General features: G+C 60.3%; 22 protein-coding genes. 12 read left to right on the top strand and 10 right to left on the bottom strand.

Annotated features, from left to right (window positions below):
• Window positions 1-4: 4 nt before the first annotated feature.
• From J7400_RS07825 to J7400_RS07815, 3 genes are all read right to left on the bottom strand, one after another.
• On the bottom strand, window positions 5-1117 hold the full coding sequence (locus J7400_RS07825) for a GTP-binding protein (RefSeq protein WP_209061643.1): 1113 nt from the start codon (window positions 1115-1117) through the stop codon (window positions 5-7).
• A 64-nt stretch (window positions 1118-1181) separates the two neighbouring features.
• A complete protein-coding gene (locus J7400_RS07820; RefSeq protein WP_209061641.1) occupies window positions 1182-1907 on the bottom strand; it encodes an SDR family NAD(P)-dependent oxidoreductase in 726 nt (241 codons plus the stop codon).
• Entirely contained in the window at window positions 1904-2680 is a 777-nt protein-coding gene (locus J7400_RS07815; RefSeq protein ID WP_209061639.1) for a DUF1365 domain-containing protein, read from the bottom strand. The genes J7400_RS07820 and J7400_RS07815 overlap by 4 nt, the downstream gene beginning before the upstream one ends.
• A 162-nt stretch (window positions 2681-2842) precedes the next feature.
• Between J7400_RS07815 and J7400_RS07810 the strand changes: the two genes are divergently transcribed.
• The 6 genes from J7400_RS07810 (at window position 2843) to J7400_RS07785 (ending at window position 8305) form a co-directional block, all read left to right on the top strand.
• Entirely contained in the window at window positions 2843-4213 is a 1371-nt protein-coding gene (locus J7400_RS07810) for an FAD-dependent oxidoreductase (RefSeq protein WP_209061637.1), read from the top strand.
• A gap of 5 nt (window positions 4214-4218) precedes the next feature.
• Complete coding sequence (locus tag J7400_RS07805; RefSeq protein WP_209061635.1) at window positions 4219-5481, top strand: MFS transporter; 1263 nt, start codon at window positions 4219-4221, stop codon at window positions 5479-5481.
• Window positions 5481-6071, top strand: a complete 591-nt coding sequence (locus J7400_RS07800; RefSeq protein ID WP_209061633.1) for a DUF3833 domain-containing protein — start codon at window positions 5481-5483, stop codon at window positions 6069-6071. Before J7400_RS07805 ends, J7400_RS07800 begins: the two co-directional genes overlap by 1 nt.
• Before the next feature lie 207 nt (window positions 6072-6278).
• Window positions 6279-6581 carry a YjhX family toxin gene (locus J7400_RS07795; protein ID WP_348540137.1) on the top strand — a complete coding sequence of 101 codons (303 nt, stop codon included), beginning with the start codon at window positions 6279-6281 and terminating at the stop codon, window positions 6579-6581.
• A gap of 13 nt (window positions 6582-6594) precedes the next feature.
• The gene (locus tag J7400_RS07790; RefSeq protein ID WP_247738665.1) at window positions 6595-7059 is read left to right on the top strand and encodes a GNAT family N-acetyltransferase; all 465 of its coding nucleotides are present in this window, start codon (window positions 6595-6597) and stop codon (window positions 7057-7059) included.
• 307 nt (window positions 7060-7366) lie between these two features.
• The gene (locus tag J7400_RS07785) at window positions 7367-8305 is read left to right on the top strand and encodes a diguanylate cyclase (protein WP_209061629.1); all 939 of its coding nucleotides are present in this window, start codon (window positions 7367-7369) and stop codon (window positions 8303-8305) included.
• On the opposite strand, the gene plsY is transcribed toward J7400_RS07785, so the two are convergent.
• The 5 genes from plsY to J7400_RS07760 all read right to left on the bottom strand — a co-directional run bounded on the left by plsY (window position 8286) and on the right by J7400_RS07760 (window position 12239).
• Window positions 8286-8891 (bottom strand): glycerol-3-phosphate 1-O-acyltransferase PlsY, encoded by a 606-nt coding sequence (gene plsY / locus J7400_RS07780; protein ID WP_209061626.1) that lies wholly within the window; start codon window positions 8889-8891, stop codon window positions 8286-8288. The genes J7400_RS07785 and plsY overlap by 20 nt on opposite strands.
• Window positions 8891-10165, bottom strand: a complete 1275-nt coding sequence (pyrC, locus tag J7400_RS07775; RefSeq protein ID WP_209061624.1) for a dihydroorotase — start codon at window positions 10163-10165, stop codon at window positions 8891-8893. The genes plsY and pyrC overlap by 1 nt, the downstream gene beginning before the upstream one ends.
• 11 nt (window positions 10166-10176) lie before the next feature.
• Window positions 10177-10611, bottom strand: coding sequence for a hypothetical protein (locus J7400_RS07770; RefSeq protein WP_209061622.1), 435 nt, complete (start codon window positions 10609-10611; stop codon window positions 10177-10179).
• Complete coding sequence (locus J7400_RS07765) at window positions 10608-11168, bottom strand: hypothetical protein (RefSeq protein ID WP_209061620.1); 561 nt, start codon at window positions 11166-11168, stop codon at window positions 10608-10610. The genes J7400_RS07770 and J7400_RS07765 overlap by 4 nt, the downstream gene beginning before the upstream one ends.
• Before the next feature lie 117 nt (window positions 11169-11285).
• Window positions 11286-12239, bottom strand: coding sequence for an aspartate carbamoyltransferase catalytic subunit (locus J7400_RS07760; protein WP_209061617.1), 954 nt, complete (start codon window positions 12237-12239; stop codon window positions 11286-11288).
• A 113-nt stretch (window positions 12240-12352) separates the two neighbouring features.
• Here J7400_RS07760 and J7400_RS07755 point away from each other — a divergent pair, with 113 nt between their 5' ends.
• The 5 genes from J7400_RS07755 (at window position 12353) to J7400_RS07735 (ending at window position 19321) form a co-directional block, all read left to right on the top strand.
• Window positions 12353-13159: a uracil-DNA glycosylase gene (locus J7400_RS07755; protein WP_209061614.1), complete on the top strand. Its 807-nt coding sequence runs from the start codon at window positions 12353-12355 to the stop codon at window positions 13157-13159.
• Entirely contained in the window at window positions 13156-13761 is a 606-nt protein-coding gene (locus J7400_RS07750; RefSeq protein ID WP_209061607.1) for a metallophosphoesterase, read from the top strand. The genes J7400_RS07755 and J7400_RS07750 overlap by 4 nt, the downstream gene beginning before the upstream one ends.
• Window positions 13762-13770: 9 nt before the next feature.
• Window positions 13771-14313, top strand: coding sequence for a molybdenum cofactor biosynthesis protein B (moaB, locus tag J7400_RS07745; RefSeq protein ID WP_209061598.1), 543 nt, complete (start codon window positions 13771-13773; stop codon window positions 14311-14313).
• Window positions 14314-14464: 151 nt separating this feature from the next.
• Window positions 14465-15919 (top strand): HlyD family efflux transporter periplasmic adaptor subunit, encoded by a 1455-nt coding sequence (locus J7400_RS07740; RefSeq protein ID WP_209061596.1) that lies wholly within the window; start codon window positions 14465-14467, stop codon window positions 15917-15919.
• Between the two features lie 3 nt (window positions 15920-15922).
• On the top strand, window positions 15923-19321 hold the full coding sequence (locus J7400_RS07735; protein WP_209061594.1) for an efflux RND transporter permease subunit: 3399 nt from the start codon (window positions 15923-15925) through the stop codon (window positions 19319-19321).
• Between the two features lie 39 nt (window positions 19322-19360).
• On the opposite strand, the gene J7400_RS07730 is transcribed toward J7400_RS07735, so the two are convergent.
• Window positions 19361-20179, bottom strand: coding sequence for a protein-disulfide reductase DsbD domain-containing protein (locus J7400_RS07730; RefSeq protein ID WP_247738664.1), 819 nt, complete (start codon window positions 20177-20179; stop codon window positions 19361-19363).
• A 184-nt stretch (window positions 20180-20363) separates the two neighbouring features.
• Here J7400_RS07730 and J7400_RS07725 point away from each other — a divergent pair, with 184 nt between their 5' ends.
• Entirely contained in the window at window positions 20364-20927 is a 564-nt protein-coding gene (locus J7400_RS07725) for a YqgE/AlgH family protein (RefSeq protein WP_209062069.1), read from the top strand.
• 28 nt (window positions 20928-20955) lie between these two features.
• Here the strand turns inward: J7400_RS07725 and J7400_RS07720 are convergent, their stop codons facing one another.
• On the bottom strand, window positions 20956-22098 hold the full coding sequence (locus J7400_RS07720; RefSeq protein WP_209061590.1) for a serine hydrolase domain-containing protein: 1143 nt from the start codon (window positions 22096-22098) through the stop codon (window positions 20956-20958).
• Window positions 22099-22149: the final 51 nt, after the last annotated feature.

The raw sequence follows: 22149 nt of genomic DNA, 5'->3' as shown, positions 1-22149 counted from the left end.
CAACCTAGCTTTGGCTTCGCGCCTCTAGGTCTTTCCACCCCGGAAAGACCTCCTTTTGTTTCGGCGCTGCCGTTGCGCGCAGCATATCGAGACTGCGCTGCAATTCGGGATTGGTCATGTCCCGTGCAATCACCACGATGCGCGAGGTGGTGTCGCCGTCTGGCCAGTTGTTGAGTGGCTCCGGACGATCAAAGATGTGCTGCACACCATGAAAGACAAAAGGTGTTTTGAGCCCTTTGAGAAAGACGATGCCTTTTACTCGTAAAAGGTCTGGTCCCTTCAGCGCCACCAGCGTGTCCAGCCAGTGATCAAAAACCGAGTCTTCCAGTGGAGTCTCCAGCGTAATGGAAGCCGACTCAATGCGCGCATCATGCGGAGAGAACTTGCGCACCAGCTTGGTTGGCGCAAAGCCTGAAAGATTGACGAGAGGATCAGATGGCGCGGCCTCAGATGGCGCGCGTGTCAGCCAATTGAGCGCCTGAGTGGCATCAGCATTCCGGCGCAGCGCAGACAGGCCCCAAAGCCGCTTCGGATCTTCAACCGCCTCAGCGACATTCAGGATCTCCGCTGTGGGATTGAGCTTTTCCAAACGACGGCGCAAAGCCGAGGTTGCCTTGGGGGTGGCAATATCTGTCTTGGATAACAGGAGAAGGTCGGCCGTTGCGGCCTGCGATACCGCTTCAAACTGGGCGTCCAGTGTCGCCTTCCCATTGCTTGCATCCACCATCGTGACAACGCCGTCCATTCGCGTCGCCCGGGCAAGGTAGTAATCCCGCAACAAGGTCTGTCGTATCGGGGCAGGGTCCGCCAGCCCGGTGGTTTCGATCACCACACGGTCAAATTCCAAAGTCCCACGCGTGCGGCGCTCTATCAGATCTGCAAGGGTTTTGGAAAGATCATCGCGCATGGAACAGCACAGGCAGCCAGAAGATAGCAGCACCACCTCTTCGTCGGTGGCTTCGATCAGATCGTGATCCAACCCAACTTCTCCGAACTCGTTCACAATCACGGCAATTTTCTCTTTGCCAGTCTGAGATAGAATTTTATTGAGTAGGGTGGATTTCCCTGCGCCTAGAAATCCGGTGAGCAGGGAAACAGGTAAGCGTGAATCGGTCATGACGGGCCTTCAGATAGCTGACGGCTGCATAATTATTGATATGTTATAACATTTACAATGCGATTCACTTCCCGCGATAAACCAACCAATCCGGCAGGTATTGCAGCAAGCGGATCACCCAGGAAAACGGCCTTGGAAAATCGGTGCGGAAGCGGCGCGATGTCATCGCCCGTAAGATATGATCTGCGGCCGCATCCGGTGTCATTAGCATGGGCATCTTGAACGCGTTTTTGTCGGTCAGGCGCGTCTTGATGAAGCCCGGATTGACCAATCGCACGGTGATTCCAGTGCCTTTGAGGTCGTGGCGCATGGTTTCCGCGAGGCTCACCAAGGCGGCTTTGCTGGCCCCATAGCCAATGGCATTGGGCAGGCCGCGATAGCCTGCAAGAGAGCCGACAAGCGTGATGTCTCCTGCACCCCGCGCGGTGAACCCGGGCATAAGCGCGCCTAGAACGCGCATCGCCCCCATGAAGTTGACATCGGCCACGGTCAGCGCGCTGACAGTCTCCCATTGCGTGGCCGCCATCGGCTCATAGGCACCTGCGTTATAGATCACCCCGTCAATCTCACCCACGGATTTGGCGGCCGCTTTCACCGCCTTGCCATCGGTCACGTCCAGCATCAGCACCCGCGTATTGGGCAGCTTTGCCGCCAGCGAGGCAAGCCGTTCGCCATTGCGCGCCGACACAATCAGTTGAGCGCCTTCACGGCTCAGCTTCTCAGCCAATGCGCGGCCCAAGCCTTCACTGGCCCCAATGAGCCAGAAAGTTTTGCCGGAAAACACGCTCATTGGTTCTGCGCCGGGGCGGGGATATTGTCAGACAAGAGAGTTTCGGGCGCAGGCTGTTTCTTCAGGAAAGGCGCGCGTTTTGCCCACAGGATCGCCGCCTGCCAATGGATCAGAGCAACCACCCGTGCCGCGCCAAGTGGCCGACGGACCGCCGCCCAAAGCAGGCTTGCGTTGCTCGCAGGTTTGCGCGGACCAAAAAGCGTGGCAATCACACCCTGATCCCCGTTTTCATAGGCAATGCGGATGTTCAGCGCGTCCGCACTGAACCCGAAATTGAAGCGGTAGCCGCCTTCGACTTTCTGAAACGGTGACACATGCATGAGTTTCTGGGCATGCATCTGGTCTGAGGCCGCAATTGGCCGGAAATCGTCATGGGCGCAGAAGTAACAGTGCCGGTCACCAAAGGTGTTGTTCACCTCCGCGACAAAGGCGCAGGGCTGATCGTTGATCAACGCAATCCAGAAGCTCACTGGATTGAAGTGAAACCACAGAAAGCTGGGCTGCGTGAGTAATACCAGCCGCGCGTTCTCCACCGGAAAGCCACGATCAAGGAGCACATCTTTGAACCACTCGACCCCATCACCCGCGCCGCGTGTGCCTCCGTGGTGACGATCCCAGATCGACCAGAGGTTAAAACGGTTGCGCGACAGCAGGGCAGGCCTGCGGCTCTCGGAAAGGTCGGTCAGGACAAAATCCACGCCATAGCGAAAGGCGTTTTTCAGCTGTCCTCTGCGGGCGTGTGTGGTGTGGCCCTGTATGTGCTCTATCGTCATGGTCCCTTTACGCTTTTGTCTGCGTCACAGATCACACAGGTCAGGGTTTTCTGACCTTTTAAAGCGCCCGCGCTGTTGAGCGAGTTTTGCATGTCATTGAGAGTGAACCAAGGTTTAGTTCGCCGCGTATCTGCTTTCAAACGATTAATAAATGAGGGTTTCATGTTCGATCAGTCGATGAATGCACGCCGCAAGATTGCCATTGTCGGGGCCGGTATCTCAGGCCTCTCTGCGGCTTATGCTTTGTCGGAGCAGCATGATGTCACCATGTTTGAGGCCGAAGGGCGTCTGGGCGGCCATGCCCGCACGGTGCTCGCGGGTCTGAACGGAGATCAGCCGGTGGACACAGGGTTCATCGTATTCAACTACGCCACCTATCCCCATCTGACCCGCCTGTTTGACGAGCTGAACGTGCCGGTCGCCAAAAGCGAAATGAGCTTTGGGGCCAGCATCGACAATGGCTGGCTGGAGTATGGCCTGAGCTCTTTGGGGGCGATTGCCGCGCAGAAGCGCAATCTGCTGCGGCCCAAGTTCTACGGAATGATCGCGGACATTTTGCGCTTTGGCAAACGCGCAGAGGCCGCCGCGCAGGATGACGACAAAACCATCGGCGAGCTGGTGGATGAGCTGAAGCTGAGCCAGTGGTTCCGCGAGTATTACCTCATGCCCATGTGCGGCGCGATCTGGTCCACTCCGATTGCCGAAGTGGACCAATTCCCGGCACGCTCGCTGGTGCAGTTCTTCAAGAATCACGCGCTGCTGGCGGGCAACAAACAGCACCAGTGGTACACGGTGGATGGCGGCAGCATCGAATATGTCAAACGGCTGGAGGCCGCGCTGGTCACACGCGGCTGCACCATTCGCCTGAATGCGCCTGTGGAGCATGTGAGCCGCGGATTGAACGCAGAGCGCGGAGTGCCGGGCGTCACGGTCAAAGCAGCTGGCAGTGAAGCGCAGAGTTTTGATGAGCTCATTCTGGCCTGCCACTCTGATCAGGCGCTGCGCATTCTTGGCAAAGACGCCACCGCTGCCGAGCGCAAGGCGCTCAGCGCAATCCGCTATCAGCCCAACCGCGCTGTGCTGCACCGCGATCCGGCGCTGATGCCAAAGAACCGCAAGTGCTGGTCAAGCTGGGCCTACCGCTCTCAGAACGGGGCGATTGGCGTGACCTACTGGATGAACCGGCTGCAAAACATTGACACCAAAGATCCGCTGTTTGTGACGCTCAACCCGACGCAGGAGATCGCAGAGGACGCCATCTATGACGACGTGAGCTTTGCGCATCCGGTGTTTGACAAAGCCGCTCTTGTGGCACAACGCGAGATCCGCGAACTGCAAGGCCACAACCGCACCTGGTTTGCAGGGGCTTACAACCGCCATGGCTTCCATGAGGACGGAATCGACAGCGCCATGCGTGTGGTGGCTCAACTGAGCGCCCAGCAGGAAGCCATGCAAAACGCCGGTGCGGCGGCAGCACAGGTTGGTGAGGCCGAACGCGCCGCCAATGCCGTTCTGCTACGTGACAGCGCATAGGCCCAATGTCTGAAGCGGCGGTCATAGAGCAAACGCGCGGCCTCTATCCGCGCGTCAGTCTTTATGCGCTGATCCTGGCCGCTGCAGGCATCCCTCTCTATATCCATTTGCCGCGCTATGCCTCAGTCGAACTTGGTATTGGGCTCGCCGCTCTGGGCGGGCTTCTGCTGGCGATCCGTTTGGTCGATCTGGTACAGGACCCGCTGATTGGCTGGGCCATAGACCGCTTCCCACGGTTTCAACTTGGCTTTGCGCTGCTGGCTGTCGGCGGGCTGGCCGTAGGCTTCCCGTTGTTGTTCACCCGCGCAGAGGCACTGGCGCAGGGCGGCATGGGCGCACTTGCAGCTGTCTTGGTGCTGCTGTTTTCAGCCTATAGCCTCGGCATGATCCTGCTCTACGGCCGCAGCGCAACCCTTGCACGCATCCCCACACCGCCCGAACTGATGCGCATTGCCGCATGGCGGGAGGCAGGGATGCTCGCGGGCGTGATCATGGCCGCGCTGCTGCCCACGCTTTTGGTCGCCATGGGCGCTGCCGGTTCGGGCTACGGGGCCTTTGGCCTGACATTGGGGGCGGCTGCGCTGCTGGTCGGGGTGCTCACGCGGCCCATATGGCAACGCCCCGTGATCCAAGGCGCGCGCTTTTCACTGGCGGATCTGACACAGGCAGGCGCCACCCGCCTGATCCTGCTCGCGCTGGTCAACAGCCTGCCGGTTGCCATCACCTCAACGCTCTTTCTGTTTTTTGTCGAAGACCGCCTGCAGCTCGCCAATGCCGCCGGGCCGCTCTTGGTGCTCTTCTTTCTCAGCGCCGGGCTCACCGTGCCGCTTTGGGCGCGAGTTGCAGTGCATCTGGGCGGGCGCAAAACGCTGCTGATCGCCATGCCGCTGGCCATCGGCGGCTTTGTTGGCGCAGCCTTTCTCTCGGCAGGCAATCTGGCGGGCTTTGCCCTCATCTGCGTGGCCTCCGGCGCGGCCTTGGGCGCAGATATGGTGATCCTTCCGGCGCTCTTCTCCGTATCTCTCACAAAGGCACGTCTGAGCGCGTCTTTGGCCTTCGGGATATGGTCTTTTGCCGGAAAACTGGCACTGGCTCTCGCGGCGTTTCTGGTTTTGCCAGCGCTGCAGACCAACGGGTTTGTGCCCGGAGAGACCAACACGCCTGAGGCCCTGAATGCGCTCAACATCGCGTACGCGGTGGTGCCCTGTGTGTTGAAACTTGTGGCGCTGGCGATGGTGCTGGCCCTTCCTGCCGAGGAGGCAGAGTGATGAAACTACTGACTGTATTGTTGATTTTGGCATTGGGGCTGACCCTTGGCGTGGTCTACCTCAAAGGCCGCCTGTTCAGCTTCCGCTCTCAAGAGCCTTCTGACTATGCGGAACTCGGCCCTTTCATCTCGCTCAAAGAGCACCTGAACGGACCCATCCTGTCAGAAGGCCTGATTTATGGCCCTAACGGGCGTGTGGCCAATAGCTTTGTGGCCCGTATGGAAGGCCGCTGGGACGGCGACACCGGCACCCTGAAAGAAGCCTTCACCTACTCCAATGGCAAACAGCAAAACCGCCAGTGGAACCTCACAATCGTGGACGACACCACCTTCACCGCCACCGCTGATGACATCATTGGCGTGGCCAAAGGCAAGGTCTCCGGCGCCACCATCCGCATGGATTACACCATCGTGCTCACCGAGGAAGCGGGCGGTCACAGCCTAAACGTGACGGATTGGCTCTACATGACCGAAAGCGGCGTGATCATGAACCGCTCAGAGATGCGCAAGTTCGGCATCAAGGTTGCCGAACTGATCGCCACCATGCGCCCGCAGCCCGAGGAAGAAGAACGCCGGGAGGCGGCGGAGTAGGGGGAAGTTGGTGGTGGCTTCTCGTGGACGGAGCTGCCTTTGGCTTTGATTTTCCAACTGTCCGCTTGCCAATTTGTACTTATCGCACTACCTCACGTACATGCGCTGCACATAAGCAGGGCTACGGAGATTTTATGTCTACGATTGCGGCCCGCCGCTAAGGTCCATCTGATTGGACCATTCTGAACCAAAAGACTTCCGCGCGAGATGCCGGAAGCCTTTTCGGCTGACATAAGATCAAGAGACAATCCATTGAATATTTCAAAACACGAACAGCGTGTTTTGCACGTTCTGGCGCAAGGTGGCGCGATCCACTTTGAACGTATGACGAACGGCAAGGTGCGCGAAGTTTCCTGCTTCACTCGCGACGGCCATGTCTTGGCTGATTGCTCGTTGGAGCTTGTCAACCGTCTGAAAAAGAGGCGGTTCATCAAATCCGAAAACGGACGACCCTACCGCGCCACACGGCTCGGCATTCGTTCCGTTAACCCTCAATACGACAATAGATAGGGACATACAGACAATGACAAAACCAATCATCAAAGCCACTTCAACCGACGACATCGCAAGCCTTCAGGCCGTGTTGAATGGCACCGAACTCTTCCCAAGTGAGATGCTTCCAGACATGCTTGCTCCGTCATTGGCAGGTGAGACCGAAGCGTTTTGGCTGACGTGTTACAGCGACGGAGAAGCTGTGGGCCTGTGCTACACGGTTCCCGAGGAACTTGCCGATGGTACGTGGAATATGCGCGCCCTCGCGGTGCGCCCAGATTTGCAAGGAAAACGGTTGGGGGCGGCATTGGTACATGCAGCCGAGCAGCACCTAAAGGACAAAAGGCAACGCCTCTTGATCGTGGACACATCTGGTAGTGACGACTTCGCATCGACGCGCAAGTTCTACGCCCAGAATGGTTACGAAGAAGAAGCACGTATCCGCGATTTCTGGGCTGAAGGAGATGACAAAGTAATCTTCCGAAAAGCCCTCTAAAATAGACAGCCCTCCGCTATCCTTGTGGCGGGGGCACGCCGCAGCCGACGTTCGCTACTATGCAGTAACTTGATAGGTTTGGACTCATAGCCGAACTAGCGCGCCCTACTGGCCCCCACTCCGCGCAAATCTCAGGCTCTTCTCCATGCCACCGGCCGCAGTAACCCGAACAAAACACACGCCTGAGCCTCAACACATTGATAGTTTAGATAAATTTTACGTTCAAAAATACATCTAGAAAGAACCTTTTAACTTCTGCTGATCTAATGCTCGTACCCTACAGGCCGTTATAGAGGGAGGCTGTAGCGTGAGAGTGTCTCAGTTATTGAAGTCGAAAGACACGAACAAGGTCGAAGGCATTCGACCTCATTCGACGCTTCGGCAAGCCGCCCGTGTTCTGATCGATCTCAAACTTGGCGCATTGGTCGTGACGGATGAAGCCAACACAATGGTTGGGATTGTCTCGGAACGGGATCTCCTGCCGGTGGTGGCAAGTTGCGATCCCAAAGCCGCAGAGGCTTTGGTTTCAGATGTCATGACCCGCTCCGTGATTTCTTGCGGCCCGGAGGACGAGGTGAGCTATCTGCTGCACCTCATGAATGAAAACGCGATCCGGCACATTCCCGTGCTTGAGGATGAGAAGCTTGTCGGCATTCTGAGTATTCGAGAGCTGACCAAAGCCTATGAGCTGCTTCAGATCGAGGCGAATACGGACCCGCTGACCCAGGTTTCCAACCGTCGGCCGTTTCTGAAAACACTGGAAACGCAATTTGATACGGCCCGGAAACAAGGCCTGCCAATGTCGGTCGCCATGCTCGATGTCGATCATTTCAAGCGGATAAATGACACCTACGGTCACGATGCAGGAGACAAGACCCTGCAACAGCTTTCACGGATGCTGATACGCGAATTTCGCACAATTGACCTTGTTGGCAGACTGGGCGGCGAAGAATTTGCGCTGGTCTTTCCCGACACCGATTTGATCGGCGCATATGCGGCCTGTGAGCGGTTGCGTTCCACCATCCAATCCAGCGAAATTGTAGCTGACGCCAACAAAATCCGCTTAACGGTGAGCATTGGGCTGACCCAGATCAGCAACCAATCCAGCGCCGCCGCGGCCCTCCTCAAGCGCGCAGATGAGCTGCTCTATATGGCCAAAAACTCTGGCCGGAATCAGGTGATGGTGGAAGGCGGGGTGAGGATACCTTCCACGCTGGAAAACGTGCTTACTTCGCCCCGATCTTAGGCTCTTCGCCCGCGCGCAGGCGCTCAATATTCTCGCGGTGCCGCCACATTACAATTGTGGCAAGCGCCAGCGACAAAAACACCGCACTGCCGTAGCCCAGAACAAACATCCAGATGGCGCTCGCGCAGGCCGCGACAAGCGCTGACAGCGACGAGATGCGAGAGATCGCAGCCGTCACAAGCCATGTCAGGCAGCAGGCAATGCCCACGGGCCATGCGAGCGCGAGGATCAGGCCAAGGAAGGTCGCTACGCCTTTGCCACCTTTGAATTTCAGCCACACCGGATAGCAATGGCCCAAAAACGCCATCAGCCCGGCCAGTTGCGCGGCGTCCTCGCCTGCCATGGCGCGCGCGATCAGCACGGCCACCGCGCCTTTGCCGCCATCCAGCAGCAAGGTCAGCGCGGCGGCTTTCTTGGAGCCCGTACGCAGCACATTGGTTGCGCCGATGTTGCCGGAGCCGATGTTGCGCAGATTGCCCAGCCCCATCACGCGGGCCAGCACCATGCCAAAGGGGATCGAGCCCAAAAGATAGCCAATCGCGGCCCAGAGAAGCAGGGCGGCGGGCGCGGTTTCCAAAATGGGCATCAGTCTCTCCGGTATACGGCCTCACCGGCCACGTAAGTTGCCTGCACCTTACCTTGCATGCGGGCGCCGTCAAACGGGGTGTTCTTGGATTTGGAGCGCAGCTTGAAACGGTCGAGCACAAAGGGCGCATCCGGGTCAAACAGTACCAGATCAGCCGGCGCGCCTTCGGCCATCTGACCGCTCGCAAGCCCCAGACGCTGCGCCGGGTTCAGCGCCAGCGCGCGGAACAGCTCGGGCAGGGTCAGATCGCCATTGTGATAAAGCCGCATCGCCGCTGGCAGTAGGGTCTCCAGCGCCACCGCGCCGGAGGCCGCCTCCTCAAACGGCAAACGTTTGCTTTCCTCATCCTGTGGCGTGTGCATGGAGCTGATTACGTCGATCAATCCGGATTTCACCGCAGCAATCAGCGCCAGCCGGTCGTCTTCGGCCCGCAACGGCGGCTTGATCTTAAAGAACGTGCGGTAGTCCGCCACATCCAGCTCATTCAGCGTCAGATGGTGGATCGAGGTGCCCGCCGTCACGTCCAAGCCGTTGTTTTTGGCGCGCTCTAGCGCGGGCAGGGCACGCGCGGTGGTGATCTGATCGGCGTGATAGCGCGCGCCGGTCATCTCCACCAAGGCAATGTCGCGATCCAGCCCCATACGCTCCGCAATGGGCGAGACCGAAGGCAGCCCGCGCAGCGCGGCAAATTTGCTCGCGGTTGCCGCGGCGCCTTTGGACAGCACAGGCTCCTGCGGGTGGGCAATCACCAGCGCCCCGCAAGAGCGCGCATAGGTCAGCGCACGGGACAGCACTTTGGTGTCGCGCACCACATGGTCACAATCGGTGAAGGCCACTGCGCCCGCGTCCATCAGAAAGCCGATTTCGGTCATCTCGCGACCCTCGCGCCCCTTGGTCAGCGCGGCCATCGGCAACACATTGACCGGTGCGGCCTCATTTGCGCGACGCGCGACAAATTCCAGCGTCTCCGGCGTGTCAATCGCCGGCAGCGTGTCAGGGCGCGTGACCATGGTGGTCACACCACCCGCCGCCGCTGCCAGACCGGCAGATCTATAGCTTTCCTTGTGGCGCTCACCGGGCTCACAGACCTTCACACCAATGTCCACAATCCCCGGCGCAAGGCACAGCCCGCCGCAATCAATGGTCTCTTCCGCTGCGGGCGGCGTGTCGCTGCCAAAGCCTGCGATCTTGCCATCCGCAACCAGCAGCCAGCCGGGGGCGTCCGTGCCCTCCGCCGGGTTGATCAGGCGGGCGTTGGTGAAAAGCGTGGTCATCTCTGCTCTCCTTAAAGGGCGCCGCTTCGGCGTTTCAGGGCGGCCATCGTGGCCTCTGGGTCCAACTGATACTTGATCAGATGTTTGTCGCCACTCCGGGTCACAACCTGCACGAAGCTGCCCATTTTGTTGATTTTTTCGATGTTTTCCAGCGCGATTATCCGGCCACCGGGGCCAAGCAAGCGCTGATTTGTCAGATCCCAGCGCATCGCCAGCTCATCAGACATCAGATAAGCGCCGCGCACCACAATCGCGCCCAATCCGCCCACAGCGCCGGTCCAAACGTAGGGGTTGCCCAGCAGCCAAAGCACCACCATACCACCCAGCATCGCCGCGGCCGCAAGCCATGTGTTGGCGCGGATATAGGTCGCGCGATCTGCGGAAAGGCTTTGCTGCACGCTTTCGGCGTCAAGCAGCTCTGCATTCGGGGTCAGATGCGTGTTCATCCGATCATCCATAATATGAGAAAACCAAGCAGCGCCGCGCCAAGCGGCAAAGCAAACAGCGCAACCAGCAGTGTGAGGTAGGGGCTGCGCGGGGCAGGGGCCGGCTCCGGGGCGGCCTCCGGCGGCAGCGGTGCGCCTTTTGCGGATTTGTCCGGCAGAGGGGCAAACTGCACCGGCGCGGTTTCTTCTTTATAGGTGCCGATCCAGCGCAGCGGAGATCTGGGGGAGAGGGTTTGCGCAGTGCCCTCAAAGGCCGAGGACAGTACTACCAGCATCCAGCCCTTTTGGCTCGACAGCCGCGCCGCATCCTCTTTCACATCGGCTGCGGCGATCCCGAGACCCTCAACCATATAGCCCGTCAGCCCCAGATCATCGAGATCACGCAGATCAAACAGCTCAACAAAATCGGGGTCCAGCGTGCTTGCGCCCAGCGCTTTGGCCACCGGCCAGTCCGCGCTGTCCTCTGTGTCCTCTGGCATATCGCGAAAGCCCGGAATCTGCTCCGGCGACAGGTCGACGGCAAAGAGCCGCACCAGCCCGCGTTCGGAGTCAGACACCCGCACCGCGCTTAACCTCCGATCCAGATCATGAGGCCGACAAAGGCAAACATCACCAGAAGCGCCACCATGGCGACGCGGCCGGACATACGCGGATCTTTGGGATCTTCCATGCGCTTAAACCTCCGCTTCTGCAGGCTGATTGGCCCGCAGGTTGCGTGCAAGCAGATCCATCGCCGCCATGCGCACCGCCACGCCCATCTCCACCTGCTCCTGAATGACAGAGCGGTTGATGTCATCGGCGATCTCGCCGTCAATTTCCACGCCCCGGTTCATCGGGCCGGGGTGCATCACAATGGCATCGTCTTTGGCGTGCGCCAGCTTCGCTGCGTCCAGCCCGTAGCGGTGATAATATTCGCGCTCGGAAGGGATAAAGCCGCCGTCCATGCGCTCTTTCTGAAGGCGCAGCATCATCACCACGTCCACATCCTTGAGGCCTTCTTCCATGTCCTCATAGATTTCGGCACCAAACTCGGCGAAGTTGCCCGGCACCAATGTGGGCGGCCCGATCAGGCGCACGCGGTTCTCCATCTTCCCCAGCAGGATCAGGTTGGAGCGCGCGACGCGCGAATGTGCCACATCCCCGCAAATCGCAATGTTGAGCCGGTGCAGACGGCCTTTGGCGCGGCGGATGGTCAGCGCATCCAAAAGCGCCTGCGTGGGGTGTTCATGTTTGCCGTCCCCGGCGTTCAGCACCGCGCAGTTCACTTTCTGCGCCAGCAGGTCCACCGCACCGGAATGCGGATGGCGCACCACTAGCAGATCGGGGTGCATGGCGTTGAGTGTCATGGCCGTGTCGATCAGGGTTTCGCCCTTTTTGATCGAGCTCGCCTGCATTGCCATATTCATCACATCCGCGCCCAGCCGTTTGCCTGCCAGCTCAAAGCTCGCCTGCGTACGGGTGGAGTTCTCAAAGAACATATTGACCTGTGTGAGGCCTTTGAGCGCATCGGAATGCTTGTGGGCGCGGCGGTTCAGATCGACATATTGATCGGCCAGATCCAGCACGGTGGTGATTTCCTCGGGCCGCAATGGCTCGATCCCCAGAAGGTGCTTGTGGTCAAAGCGCATGGTCTGCTCCTTATGCCGATATTGGCCCGCTTATAGGTAGCCCGGGGGGGCGGGGCAAGCATGCGGTGTGATGCGCCCTTTTGTCTGGTCGGCCATAGGGATAGTCTGTGGCCATGGAATCGACTTTGGACCCCTCCGCACTGGATTATCACACGGCGCGTGCCCTGCTGGAATGGCAGGTGGAACTGGGGGCCACAGAGGCGATTCTGGATGCGCCGTTCAACCGCTACGAGGCCCCCAAAGAAGCGCCCAAAGCGAAGAAAAAGACCGGGCAGCCTGCGCAGCCGATGCCGCTTCAGCCCGTGCCACAGATTGATCCGGTTGCCGAGGCGCAGGTTGCGGCCAAAGCCTCAAAAAGCTTGGAAGAGCTGCAGGCCGCCATGGCCGCCTTTGAGCATTGCCAGTTAAAACGCGGCGCGCGCAATCTGGTGTTTTCCGATGGCAATCCCGCCGCGCGGGTGATGATCATCGGCGAAGCGCCGGGACGGGATGAAGACCGCGAAGGCAAACCCTTTGTGGGCCGCGCCGGTCAGCTGCTTGACCGTATGCTCGCCGCCATCGACATGGGACGGGACGTGCCTTTGTCCAAAGATGCGGTTTACATCACCAACGTGCTGCCGTGGCGCCCGCCGCAAAACCGCGACCCTAAACCCGAAGAAATCGCTATGCTGCGCCCGTTTCTGGAGCGCCATGTGGAGATCGTTGCGCCTGAGGTCATTGTGCTGATGGGCAACATCTCCTGTGCGGCGGTGCTGGGCCGACGCGGCATCACCCGCCTGCGCGGCAACTGGCAGGAGGCTTTTAACAAGCCGGTCATGCCGATGTTCCACCCCGCCTATCTGCTGCGCCAGCCCCACGCCAAACGCGAGGCCTGGGCAGATCTCTTGAGCCTGAAGGCCAAGCTGGAGGATATGTCGTGAGAATACTTGCCTTCTCCGATTTGCATCGGTCGCGGGTGCAGGCCGACCGCTTGGTTGAAGCCAGTCAGGAGGCCGATCTGGTAATCGCCGCTGGCGACTTCACCAACCACCGACAGGATCTGGAAGGCGCTCTTGCGCTGATCAAGGGCATCTCGGTCCCCATGGTGATGGTGCCGGGCAACAATGAAAGCGAAGCTGAGCTGCGCGCCGCCGCACCGGCCAATGCCATTGTCTTGCATGGTGAGGCCTATGAGTGTGAGGGGCTTAAGCTTTTTGGTCTGGGCTACGCCGTGCCGGTCACGCCTTTCACCGACTGGTCCTGTGATCTTGATGAAGCCACTGCGGCGGGGATGCTCGCCAAATGTGAGGCCGCCGACATTCTGATCAGCCATTCCCCACCCAAAGGCGTGGTGGATGTTGCCTCAAATGGCATGTCGCTTGGCTCCACCGCTGTCCTTGACACCATCAAACGCATCGCACCGCCGCTGGTGGTCTGCGGCCATATTCACGATTGCTGGGGAAAAAGCGCCATGGTCGGCGACACCCGCGTCATGAACCTTGGCCCCACCGGCACATGGCTGGACGTCACCCCGCAAAACTAGGAGCCGCTCATGGGCCGCATTGACGAAAGCAAAGACTTCATTCCCGTGCGCATTGCCGTGCTGACCGTAAGCGACACCCGCGCCCTTGAAGAAGACCGCTCCGGCGATGTGCTGGTCGGGCGGCTTGAGGCGGCAGGACATGTGCTCGCCGATCGCAAGATCATCCGCGACGAACGGGCCGAGATCGCCGTTCAGCTGCGCGCATGGTGCGCAGACGAAGCGATTGATGTGGTGATTTCCACCGGCGGCACCGGTCTCACCGGGCGCGATGTCACGGTGGAGGCGCACCGCGATGTCTATGAGAAGGAAATTGATGCCTTCGGCACGGTGTTCACCATGGTCTCCATGCAAAAGATCGGCACCAGCGCCGTGCAGAGCCGCGCCACCGGCGGCGTTGCGCAGGGCACCTATCTCTTTGCGTTGCCCGGCAGCCCCGGGGCCTGCAAAGACGCCTGGGATGAGATCCTCGCCTATCAGCTTGACTACCGGCACCGCCCCTGCAATTTCGTCGAAATCATGCCGCGTCTGGATGAGCATCAGCGCCGCAAGTGAGTGCGCGCCTTCACGGCCCATCACATTTATCGGCAAAGCGTAAATTAAAGTGACGGAAACCTGACGGGCGTCCGTATCAACCATGCGTCGTCTTGGAATCTTCCCGGATCAGGCGCATCATGGGGTTAAGCCACGCACGGAGGCGCAGCATATGAGATTTTTGCGGCAAAGTTTGACCGGGCTTTTTCTGCTCTCGGTGACCGCTGGATTTTTGCTCTACGCGGGCCATCTGGTGCGCGGCGCGGTCGAAGAGCGGCTCTCTCAGGATGCCAAAGGCCCACCGGCGCGTGAGCGTATCTTTACGGTCAACGTCAAACGCGCCGAGCCGGGGGCGGAAACGCCGGAGCTTGTCGCCTTTGGCGAGGTGCAGAGCCGCCGCTCGCTCGAAGTGCGCGCTGCTGCCGCCGGAACCGTCGTGCATCTCTCTGAAAACTTTGAAGATGGCGCGCGGGTCACGGCTGGTGAAATGCTGGTTCAGGTCGACCCCACCAAAGCACGCTATGCGCTCGATCGTGTGGCCAATGATGTACTGGATGCAGAGGCCGAGCGGCGCGATGCGGATCGCACTTTGGCGCTCGCACGGGATGAGCTGAGCGCGGCCGAGGCGCAATACGCGTTGCGCCAGACAGCTTATGACCGTCAGGTGGATCTGCAGGAGCGCGGCGTGGGCACCGCTGCTGCGGTGGAAACCGCAGGGCTCGCGCAGGCTTCGGCGCAGCAGGCTGTGCTGTCCAACCGCCGTGCTGTGGCGCAGGCAGAGGCGCGTGTGGATCAGGCCAAAACCCGGTTTGAGCGCACTTCCATTCTTTTGGCCGAGGCCCAGAAAGATCTCGATGACACGGTGATCCGCGCAGATTTCAGCGGCACCCTGTCAGAGGTGACCATTGTGCAGGGCGGGCTGGTCTCAATGAATGAACGGCTGGCCACTTTGATTGACGCAAACGCGCTGGAAGTCGCGTTCCGGGTCTCCACCACCCAATATGCGCGGCTGCTCGACGCCACCGATCAGCTGCATCAGGCCGAGGTGCGGGTCTCGCTGGATGCGCTCAACACCGACCTCTCCACCACCGGCGTGATCACCCGCGATGCGGCGGCCGTGGGGGAGGGACAAACCGGCCGAGTGCTCTATGCGCGGCTTGACAGCGCGCGCGGCTTGAAGCCCGGCGATTTTGTCACCGTGCGCGTGAAAGAGCCGGAACTCGAAAATGTGGTGCGCCTGCCCGCCACCGCGCTGAGTGCTGCCAACGATGTGCTTGTGGTGGGCGAGGGGGATCGCCTTCAGGCCATGAAAGTGAACCTGATCCGCCGACAGGGCGATGATGTGCTTGTGCGCGCCCGTGGTCTCGCAGGCCAGAACGTGGTGACCCGACGCACCCCGCTCCTAGGGGAGGGGATCGCCGTAAAACCGCTGAGCGGTGACAGCTCCCAGATCGAAGCACCCGAAATGGTGGCGCTCAGTGACGAGGAGCGCCAGCGCTTTGTGGCCGCGGTCGAAGCCAATGGCCGGATGCCAAGTGATGCCAAGAAACGCATCCTTGAGGCGCTGGCCAAACCGGAGGTGCCCGCCCAGATGGTTGAGCGCCTGCGCCGCCGGATGGGAGGTTAACCCATGCGTGAGATCGGAGCCCGCGCGGGCGGATTGCTGAGCTACTTCACCCGCCACCGCACAGCTGCCAATTTGCTGCTGGTGGTTCTGATCATCGCCGGCATCGCGGCCATGCCCCGCATGCGGGCGCAGTTCTTCCCGGATGTGGTGGTCGACAATGTCACCGTCAACATCACATGGGAGGGCGCCGGCGCCGAGGATGTTGATGCGGCGATTGTGCAGGTGATGGAGCCTGCCTTGCTGGCCGTCGAGGGCGTCGAGTCGACCGAGTCCCGCTCAACCGAAGGCTCCGCCCGCATCACCATGGATTTCGAACCCGGCTGGGATATGGCGCGGGCCACGGATGACGTGCAGGTGGCGGTGGATGCCGTGACCACTTTGCCGGAAGAAGCCGATGATCCGGTGGTGCGACGCGGCGCTTGGCGCGACCGCGTGACCGATGTTGTGATCACCGGCCCCGTTGACGTGGACCAACTTGCGCGCTTTGCCGATGAGCTTGTGGCGCGGCTCTACACCGAGGGCGTGACCCGCACGACCATACGTGGCTTGGCTGAGCGACAAACCATCGTTGAGGTGTCCTCGGTTGATCTGATCACCCACGATATCGCCATAGCAGAGATTGCCGATGCGATTGCACAAGAGGTCAACGCTGACCCCGCGGGAGACGTCACCGGCGCTGTGGCGCGTGTGCGCACCGGCATCGAGAAACGCGCACCAGATGAGATTGCCGGTATCGTTCTGCGCTCCAATCCTGATGGCACAAAGCTGACAGTGGAAGATGTCGCCTCCATCCGCCTTGAGGGTGTGGATCGCAACCGTTCCTACTTTGTGGGCGAAGATCCGGCCATGGCGGTGCGGGTCGACCGTTCAGAGGCAGGCGATGCCATCGGCATCCAGCGACAGGTCGAAGACGTGGTGGCAGAGATGCGCGCCACCCTGCCTGAAGGCGTGTCTATCGAGCTGATACGCACCCGCTCTGAGGCGATCACCGGCCGTCTGAACCTGCTGTTGGACAATGGCATCGCCGGTCTCTCGCTGGTGCTGATCCTGCTGTTTTTGTTCCTGAACACCCGCACGGCCTTTTGGGTGGCCGCTGGTATTCCCACTGCGATGTTTGCTGCTGTAGCGCTCATGTATGTGGGCGGGCTGACCATCAATATGATCTCGCTCTTTGGCCTGATCATCACGCTTGGTATCGTGGTGGATGATGCCATCGTTGTGGGCGAACATGCCGATGCCCGCGCGCGCCGTTTGGGGGAGCCAGCCCCCGTTGCGGCTGAGAACGCCGCGCGCCGGATGGCCATGCCGGTGTTTTCCTCAACCCTGACCACCGTGATTGCCTTTTTTGGTCTTACCGTGATCAGCGGGCGGTTTGGCGATCTGATCGCCGATATCCCCTTCACGGTGATCGTGGTATTGATCGCCTCGCTGGTGGAATGCTTCCTGATCCTGCCCCACCACATGTCACATGCCATCAAACACTCCGCCAAAGAGCATTGGTATGACGTGCCAAGCCGCGTGGTGAATCAGGGTTTCCGCTGGGTGCGTGAAAACATGTTCCGCCCCTTCATGCGCTTGGTGATCTGGGCGCGCTATCCGGTGCTCGCCGTGGCGGTCGTGGCGCTCGCGTCGCAAGCCGCACTCTTTATCAACGGGGATGTAAAATGGCGCTTCTTCAATGCGCCGGAACGCGGCTCGGTCACGGGCAACTTCTCCATGCTGCCCAGCGCCACCCGCGCAGACAGCCTCGCCATGATGAAAGAGATGCAGCGCGCCACCGAGGAGCTGGGTAAGGAATTTGAAGAGCGCTACGGTGAAAATCCGCTGGACTATGTGATTGCTGTGATCGGCGGCAACAGCGGACGGGCGCTGCCCGGCTCTGAAAGCCTTGATCCGGATCTGTTGGGCAGCATCGCCATTGAGCTGATTGACGCGGACCTGCGCCCCTATTCCAGCTTCGCCTTTGTGGGTGCCCTGCAAGACAGCGTTGCGCGCCATCCGCTGGTGGATCAGATCAGCTTCCGCGGCTGGCGTTCCGGACCCGGCGGCGACGCGCTGGATGTGGAGTTCTACGGCTCTGACAGCCCAACCCTGAAAGCGGCCAGTGAGGCGCTCAAAACCGCGTTGGAGGAGTTCCCTGAGGTTTCCGCCGTTGAGGACAACCTGAACTACGACAAACAGGAACTGATCCTTGATCTCACGCCGCAGGGCCGCGCGCTGGGCTTCTCCATTGACGCGCTGGGTCGCGAGCTGCGTCACCGGCTCAACGGGCTTGAGGCCACCACCTTCCCGGATGGTCCGCGCAGTGCCGCCATCCGCGTGGAGCTGCCCGAAGGCGAGCTGACCGCTGATTTCCTCGAAGGCAGCCTGATGCGCACACCCGCCGGAGCCTATGTGCCGCTCGCAGATGTGGTGACCGTGCAAAGCCGCACCGGCTTCAGCACTGTGCGGCGCGAAAACGGCGTGCGGTTGATCAATGTCACCGGCGACATCTCTGAGGATGATCCGGCCCGCGCCGAGGCCATTTTGCAGCAGTTGCGCGAGGATGTCCTGCCCACCATTGCCAGCGAGAAACAAGTCGAATGGCGTCTCGCGGGGTTGGCCGAACAGGAGGATGAATTCCTCAACGATGCGCGCACAGGGCTTATCCTGTGTCTCAGTGGGATCTACCTTGTGCTGGCATGGGTGTTCTCAAGCTGGACCCGGCCCATGGTGGTGATGGCGATCATCCCCTTCGGCCTCGTTGGCACGATTTTTGGCCACAACCTGCATGATGTGCCGCTCAGCATGTTCACCGTTGTGGGTCTGCTGGGCATGACCGGGATCATCATCAACGACAGCATCGTGCTGGTCACCACAATTGACGAACACGCCAAAGACCGCGGCGTGATCCCCTCCATCATCGACGGCGCGGCAGACCGCCTGCGACCGGTGTTCCTAACCACCGCCACCACGGTTCTGGGCCTCGCCCCGCTGCTGTTTGAGCGCAGTGCGCAGGCGCAGTTCCTCAAGCCCACGGTGATCACGCTGGTCTATGGCCTTGGCTTTGGCATGTTGCTGGTGCTGATCGTGGTGCCTGCGCTGATGGCGATCCAGACAGATTTCGCCCGTCAGGTGCAAGCCTTTGGCCGCGCGCGACGTGCGCGCCGGTTGCAAGGCGCGCTGCTACTGAGCGGGGCCGTGCTGACCGGCTGGCTGGTGATGACCATGGGCTGGATGGTGTTGCAGGGACAGATGCACCCGTTGCTGGGTCAGATCGTGCCCGCGTTGGCAGGTGTGACCACGCCGATCATGGCACTCTTGGTGTTCATACTGGGGGCCGGGCTGGTCTGCGTGCTGGGCTATGGCGCGGCGGCGGGCTGGATGCTGTATCGCGCCCGCCGGTCCGGAGCGTCGGCCTAGGCTTTCGCCGCCTCGCGCCAGTTACTCTGTTTGCCTTGATTACCCTGTGCAGCCGTGAATATCGACCGCATCGCCGTCACTCAACACGGTGAAGCGCAGATCGGAGCGGTTGATCAGGAACGACGCATCAGAGACATGCACCATCTCGGTCTCCGCAATCAGCGTGTCACCGCTGCGCGTTGTGGTGCCTTCCGCAACCCAGATCTCAGGATTGGCGGTCTCAATCACCGCGACCTCTGCGCCACCGGCACGGGGCATCTTGATCTTGGCCTGAAGCTTCACACCGCCGTTTGTTGGCGCAAGGATGCAGGTGACCTTATAGACACCGGCCTCATCTGCCGAGAGCGGCTGATCCACGATGGAGGCCACAATCCGCGCGTCCCGCGTGCCGGGGGCCGCCAGCTCGCCATCAAGATGCAGCCGCTGCGGCACACAGATGTCGCGACAAACGCCAATATCGAGCACGGCCTTCAGCCGCACAGGCTTGTCTGATTTCTTCGGGTCGATCTTCACCGGCAGAACCAGCTCTTCGGAATACCCGATGGAGCGCATGCCGTTTTCATAAAACACATCCGGCGTCGGCCAGCTCACCGCAATATCGCGCGCATTGTGCGAGCCCTGCCAGGAAATCCGCGGCGGAATGCCCGCATCCCCGGGCGCACGCCAATAGGTCTTCCACCCCGGATTCAGCGTGATCCGCAGCCCCGCCATATGGGTCCCATCCGCATTGCGCCAGCCGGGCAGAACCTCGGCCTGAACCACTTGATCAAAGGACTGTGCCGTCGCCATAGCAGGCGCCACGGCAGGCGAAATCAAAGCGCAAAGCGCGGTGAGGGTACGTGCGGTTGTCTTGAACATGAGCATTAGATGGGCCAGAATCGGCTGAAATCCAACTCACAATCGGGCGAGAAACCCGTGTGAGACTGAAACACAACGCTTACCACTTGAGTCTATGATGGCAGGCGCACATGTTGGATGTACAGACAGCGCGTCTGTTGAAGGAGGCGTCTTGAGCAGCGAAGAAAACAGCACCACCACCCAAATGGACGAGCTCGATTTCACCGGGCAGGTTCTGATTGCCATGCCGGGGATGGAAGACTCGCGCTTTGCCAATTCCGTGGTGCTGATGTGTGAGCATTCTGAAAAAGGCGCGATGGGGTTGATCATCAACAAATCCATCGACGGGCTGAAACTCACCGACCTGTTTGAGCAACTCTCGATTTCCACCCACCAACCGGATGCGCCCTCTGCGCTGCATTTTGGCGGGCCCGTGGAAACCGGGCGCGGTTTTGTGCTGCATTCGCCGGAATATAAATCCGGTCTCAGCCACATGCGCGTGGGCGCGGATTTTGCCCTGACCACCACACAGGATGTGCTTGAGGATATGGCCGAAGGGCGCGGCCCACAGAAGGCCCTGACCATGCTCGGCTATAGCGGTTGGGGGCCGGGGCAGCTCGAGCGCGAAATCGGCGAAAACGGCTGGCTTGTGGCCGAAGCGGCACCGGATCTGGTGTTTGACGATCCGGACGGTGAGAAATGGGCCAATGCCCTCAAAAGCCTCGGTGTTGATGCGCTGACACTCTCCGCCGCCGCCGGTCGGGCGTGAGGCAGGCCACCCCCCGCCTCAACCGCCTTTATTGCGCATAAACCGCCGTTTCAAACGCCTCATAGGTCCGCAGATAGGGCGCTTCCACAAACGGCAGGGATTGCGTGAACACCAGACCGGCCACATCTGACGCCGGATCCACCCAATAATGCGTGTTGCACACCCCGGCCCAGCTTTGTGACCCGGCTTTGCGCCGCCCCGGAACTTCGGCCTCAAAACGCACCGCCGCAAAACTATGGGTGGTGCCTTCAGGCAGTTCCACATCTGCCGTCACAGGTGGTGCAATGGTCACCATCTTCTGAAACGTCTTGCCCTCCATCTGGTCCTCCAGCATTTCGGCAAAGGCGCTTTCAGACAGAATGCGCTGTCCATTCAGCGCGCCTTTGTTCAGCAGCATGCGGAGAAACTTCATATAGTCCGGCGCTGTGGAATAGAGGCAATGCCCCATGCCATAGACCTCCGGCTGAGGCGGTGGGGCCAAGTCAAACGGCACAAAACTGCCGTCCTCACCGCGGGCCCGCACTTCTGACAGCCGATCTGCAAAGGCGTCCGGTTCAAAAGCGGTGTCGTTCATGCTAAGCGGGTCAAAGATCTCCTCACGGCAGAACTGGTCAATGCGCCGCCCGTCAAGCGCCTCAACCACTTGGCCCAGCCAGTCGATGCTTGGGCCATAGCCCCAGCGGTCGCCGGGGTCATACATCAGCGGATAGTTGAGCGATGCTTTGGTGCCGCTCAACACGCTGGGATGTCCGGTCGCCTCAAGATATCTGCCCACATCGGGGTTCCAGAATTCGTACTCCAGTCCGCTGCGATGGGTGGCCAGATGGCGGATGGTGGCCGTGGTTTTGGGCGCACGCATCACAGGCGTGTCACCGTCCCAGCGCTCCAGCACCTGCAGCTTGTTCCAGTCGGGCAGGATATCGGCCACGGGGGTGTCCATCGACAGTTTGCCCCGGTCGATCATGATCATCGCGGCCACCGAACCGATGGCTTTGGTGGCAGAAAAAATCCGGAACACCGTGTCCTCGGAAGCGGGGCGGCCTGCGGCGGCCTCTCCTGAGCTTCCCGAGTAGGTGACGCCATCGGCATTGGCGCTCATCGCCACAACAAAGGGCACATCCTGCGCCGCAACGGCATCCTTGAGGATGCGATCAAAATTCTCAGACGACATGTGGTTCCTCCCAAAACCTCGATTGGGAGAAAAGCTAGCTCAGGAGCCTTT

The organism is Shimia sp. R9_2, from assembly GCF_017743735.1.
GTDB lineage: Bacteria > Pseudomonadota > Alphaproteobacteria > Rhodobacterales > Rhodobacteraceae > Shimia.
The sequence above is the reverse complement of the archived record's forward strand: the minus strand, read 5'-3'. Positions and strand labels throughout refer to the sequence as shown.

Coding starts and splice junctions, on each gene's coding strand:
- J7400_RS07825 (WP_209061643.1), bottom strand. CDS start 1,117: ATGACCGATTCACGCTTACCTGTTTCCCTGCTCACCGGATTTCTAGGC.
- J7400_RS07820 (WP_209061641.1), bottom strand. CDS start 1,907: ATGAGCGTGTTTTCCGGCAAAACTTTCTGGCTCATTGGGGCCAGTGAA.
- J7400_RS07815 (WP_209061639.1), bottom strand. CDS start 2,680: ATGACGATAGAGCACATACAGGGCCACACCACACACGCCCGCAGAGGA.
- J7400_RS07810 (WP_209061637.1), top strand. CDS start 2,843: ATGTTCGATCAGTCGATGAATGCACGCCGCAAGATTGCCATTGTCGGG.
- J7400_RS07805 (WP_209061635.1), top strand. CDS start 4,219: ATGTCTGAAGCGGCGGTCATAGAGCAAACGCGCGGCCTCTATCCGCGC.
- J7400_RS07800 (WP_209061633.1), top strand. CDS start 5,481: ATGAAACTACTGACTGTATTGTTGATTTTGGCATTGGGGCTGACCCTT.
- J7400_RS07795 (WP_348540137.1), top strand. CDS start 6,279: ATGCCGGAAGCCTTTTCGGCTGACATAAGATCAAGAGACAATCCATTG.
- J7400_RS07790 (WP_247738665.1), top strand. CDS start 6,595: ATGACAAAACCAATCATCAAAGCCACTTCAACCGACGACATCGCAAGC.
- plsY (WP_209061626.1), bottom strand. CDS start 8,891: ATGCCCATTTTGGAAACCGCGCCCGCCGCCCTGCTTCTCTGGGCCGCG.
- pyrC (WP_209061624.1), bottom strand. CDS start 10,165: ATGACCACGCTTTTCACCAACGCCCGCCTGATCAACCCGGCGGAGGGC.
- J7400_RS07770 (WP_209061622.1), bottom strand. CDS start 10,611: ATGAACACGCATCTGACCCCGAATGCAGAGCTGCTTGACGCCGAAAGC.
- J7400_RS07760 (WP_209061617.1), bottom strand. CDS start 12,239: ATGCGCTTTGACCACAAGCACCTTCTGGGGATCGAGCCATTGCGGCCC.
- J7400_RS07755 (WP_209061614.1), top strand. CDS start 12,353: ATGGAATCGACTTTGGACCCCTCCGCACTGGATTATCACACGGCGCGT.
- moaB (WP_209061598.1), top strand. CDS start 13,771: ATGGGCCGCATTGACGAAAGCAAAGACTTCATTCCCGTGCGCATTGCC.
- J7400_RS07740 (WP_209061596.1), top strand. CDS start 14,465: ATGAGATTTTTGCGGCAAAGTTTGACCGGGCTTTTTCTGCTCTCGGTG.
- J7400_RS07735 (WP_209061594.1), top strand. CDS start 15,923: ATGCGTGAGATCGGAGCCCGCGCGGGCGGATTGCTGAGCTACTTCACC.
- J7400_RS07730 (WP_247738664.1), bottom strand. CDS start 20,179: ATGTTCAAGACAACCGCACGTACCCTCACCGCGCTTTGCGCTTTGATT.
- J7400_RS07725 (WP_209062069.1), top strand. CDS start 20,364: ATGGACGAGCTCGATTTCACCGGGCAGGTTCTGATTGCCATGCCGGGG.
- J7400_RS07720 (WP_209061590.1), bottom strand. CDS start 22,098: ATGTCGTCTGAGAATTTTGATCGCATCCTCAAGGATGCCGTTGCGGCG.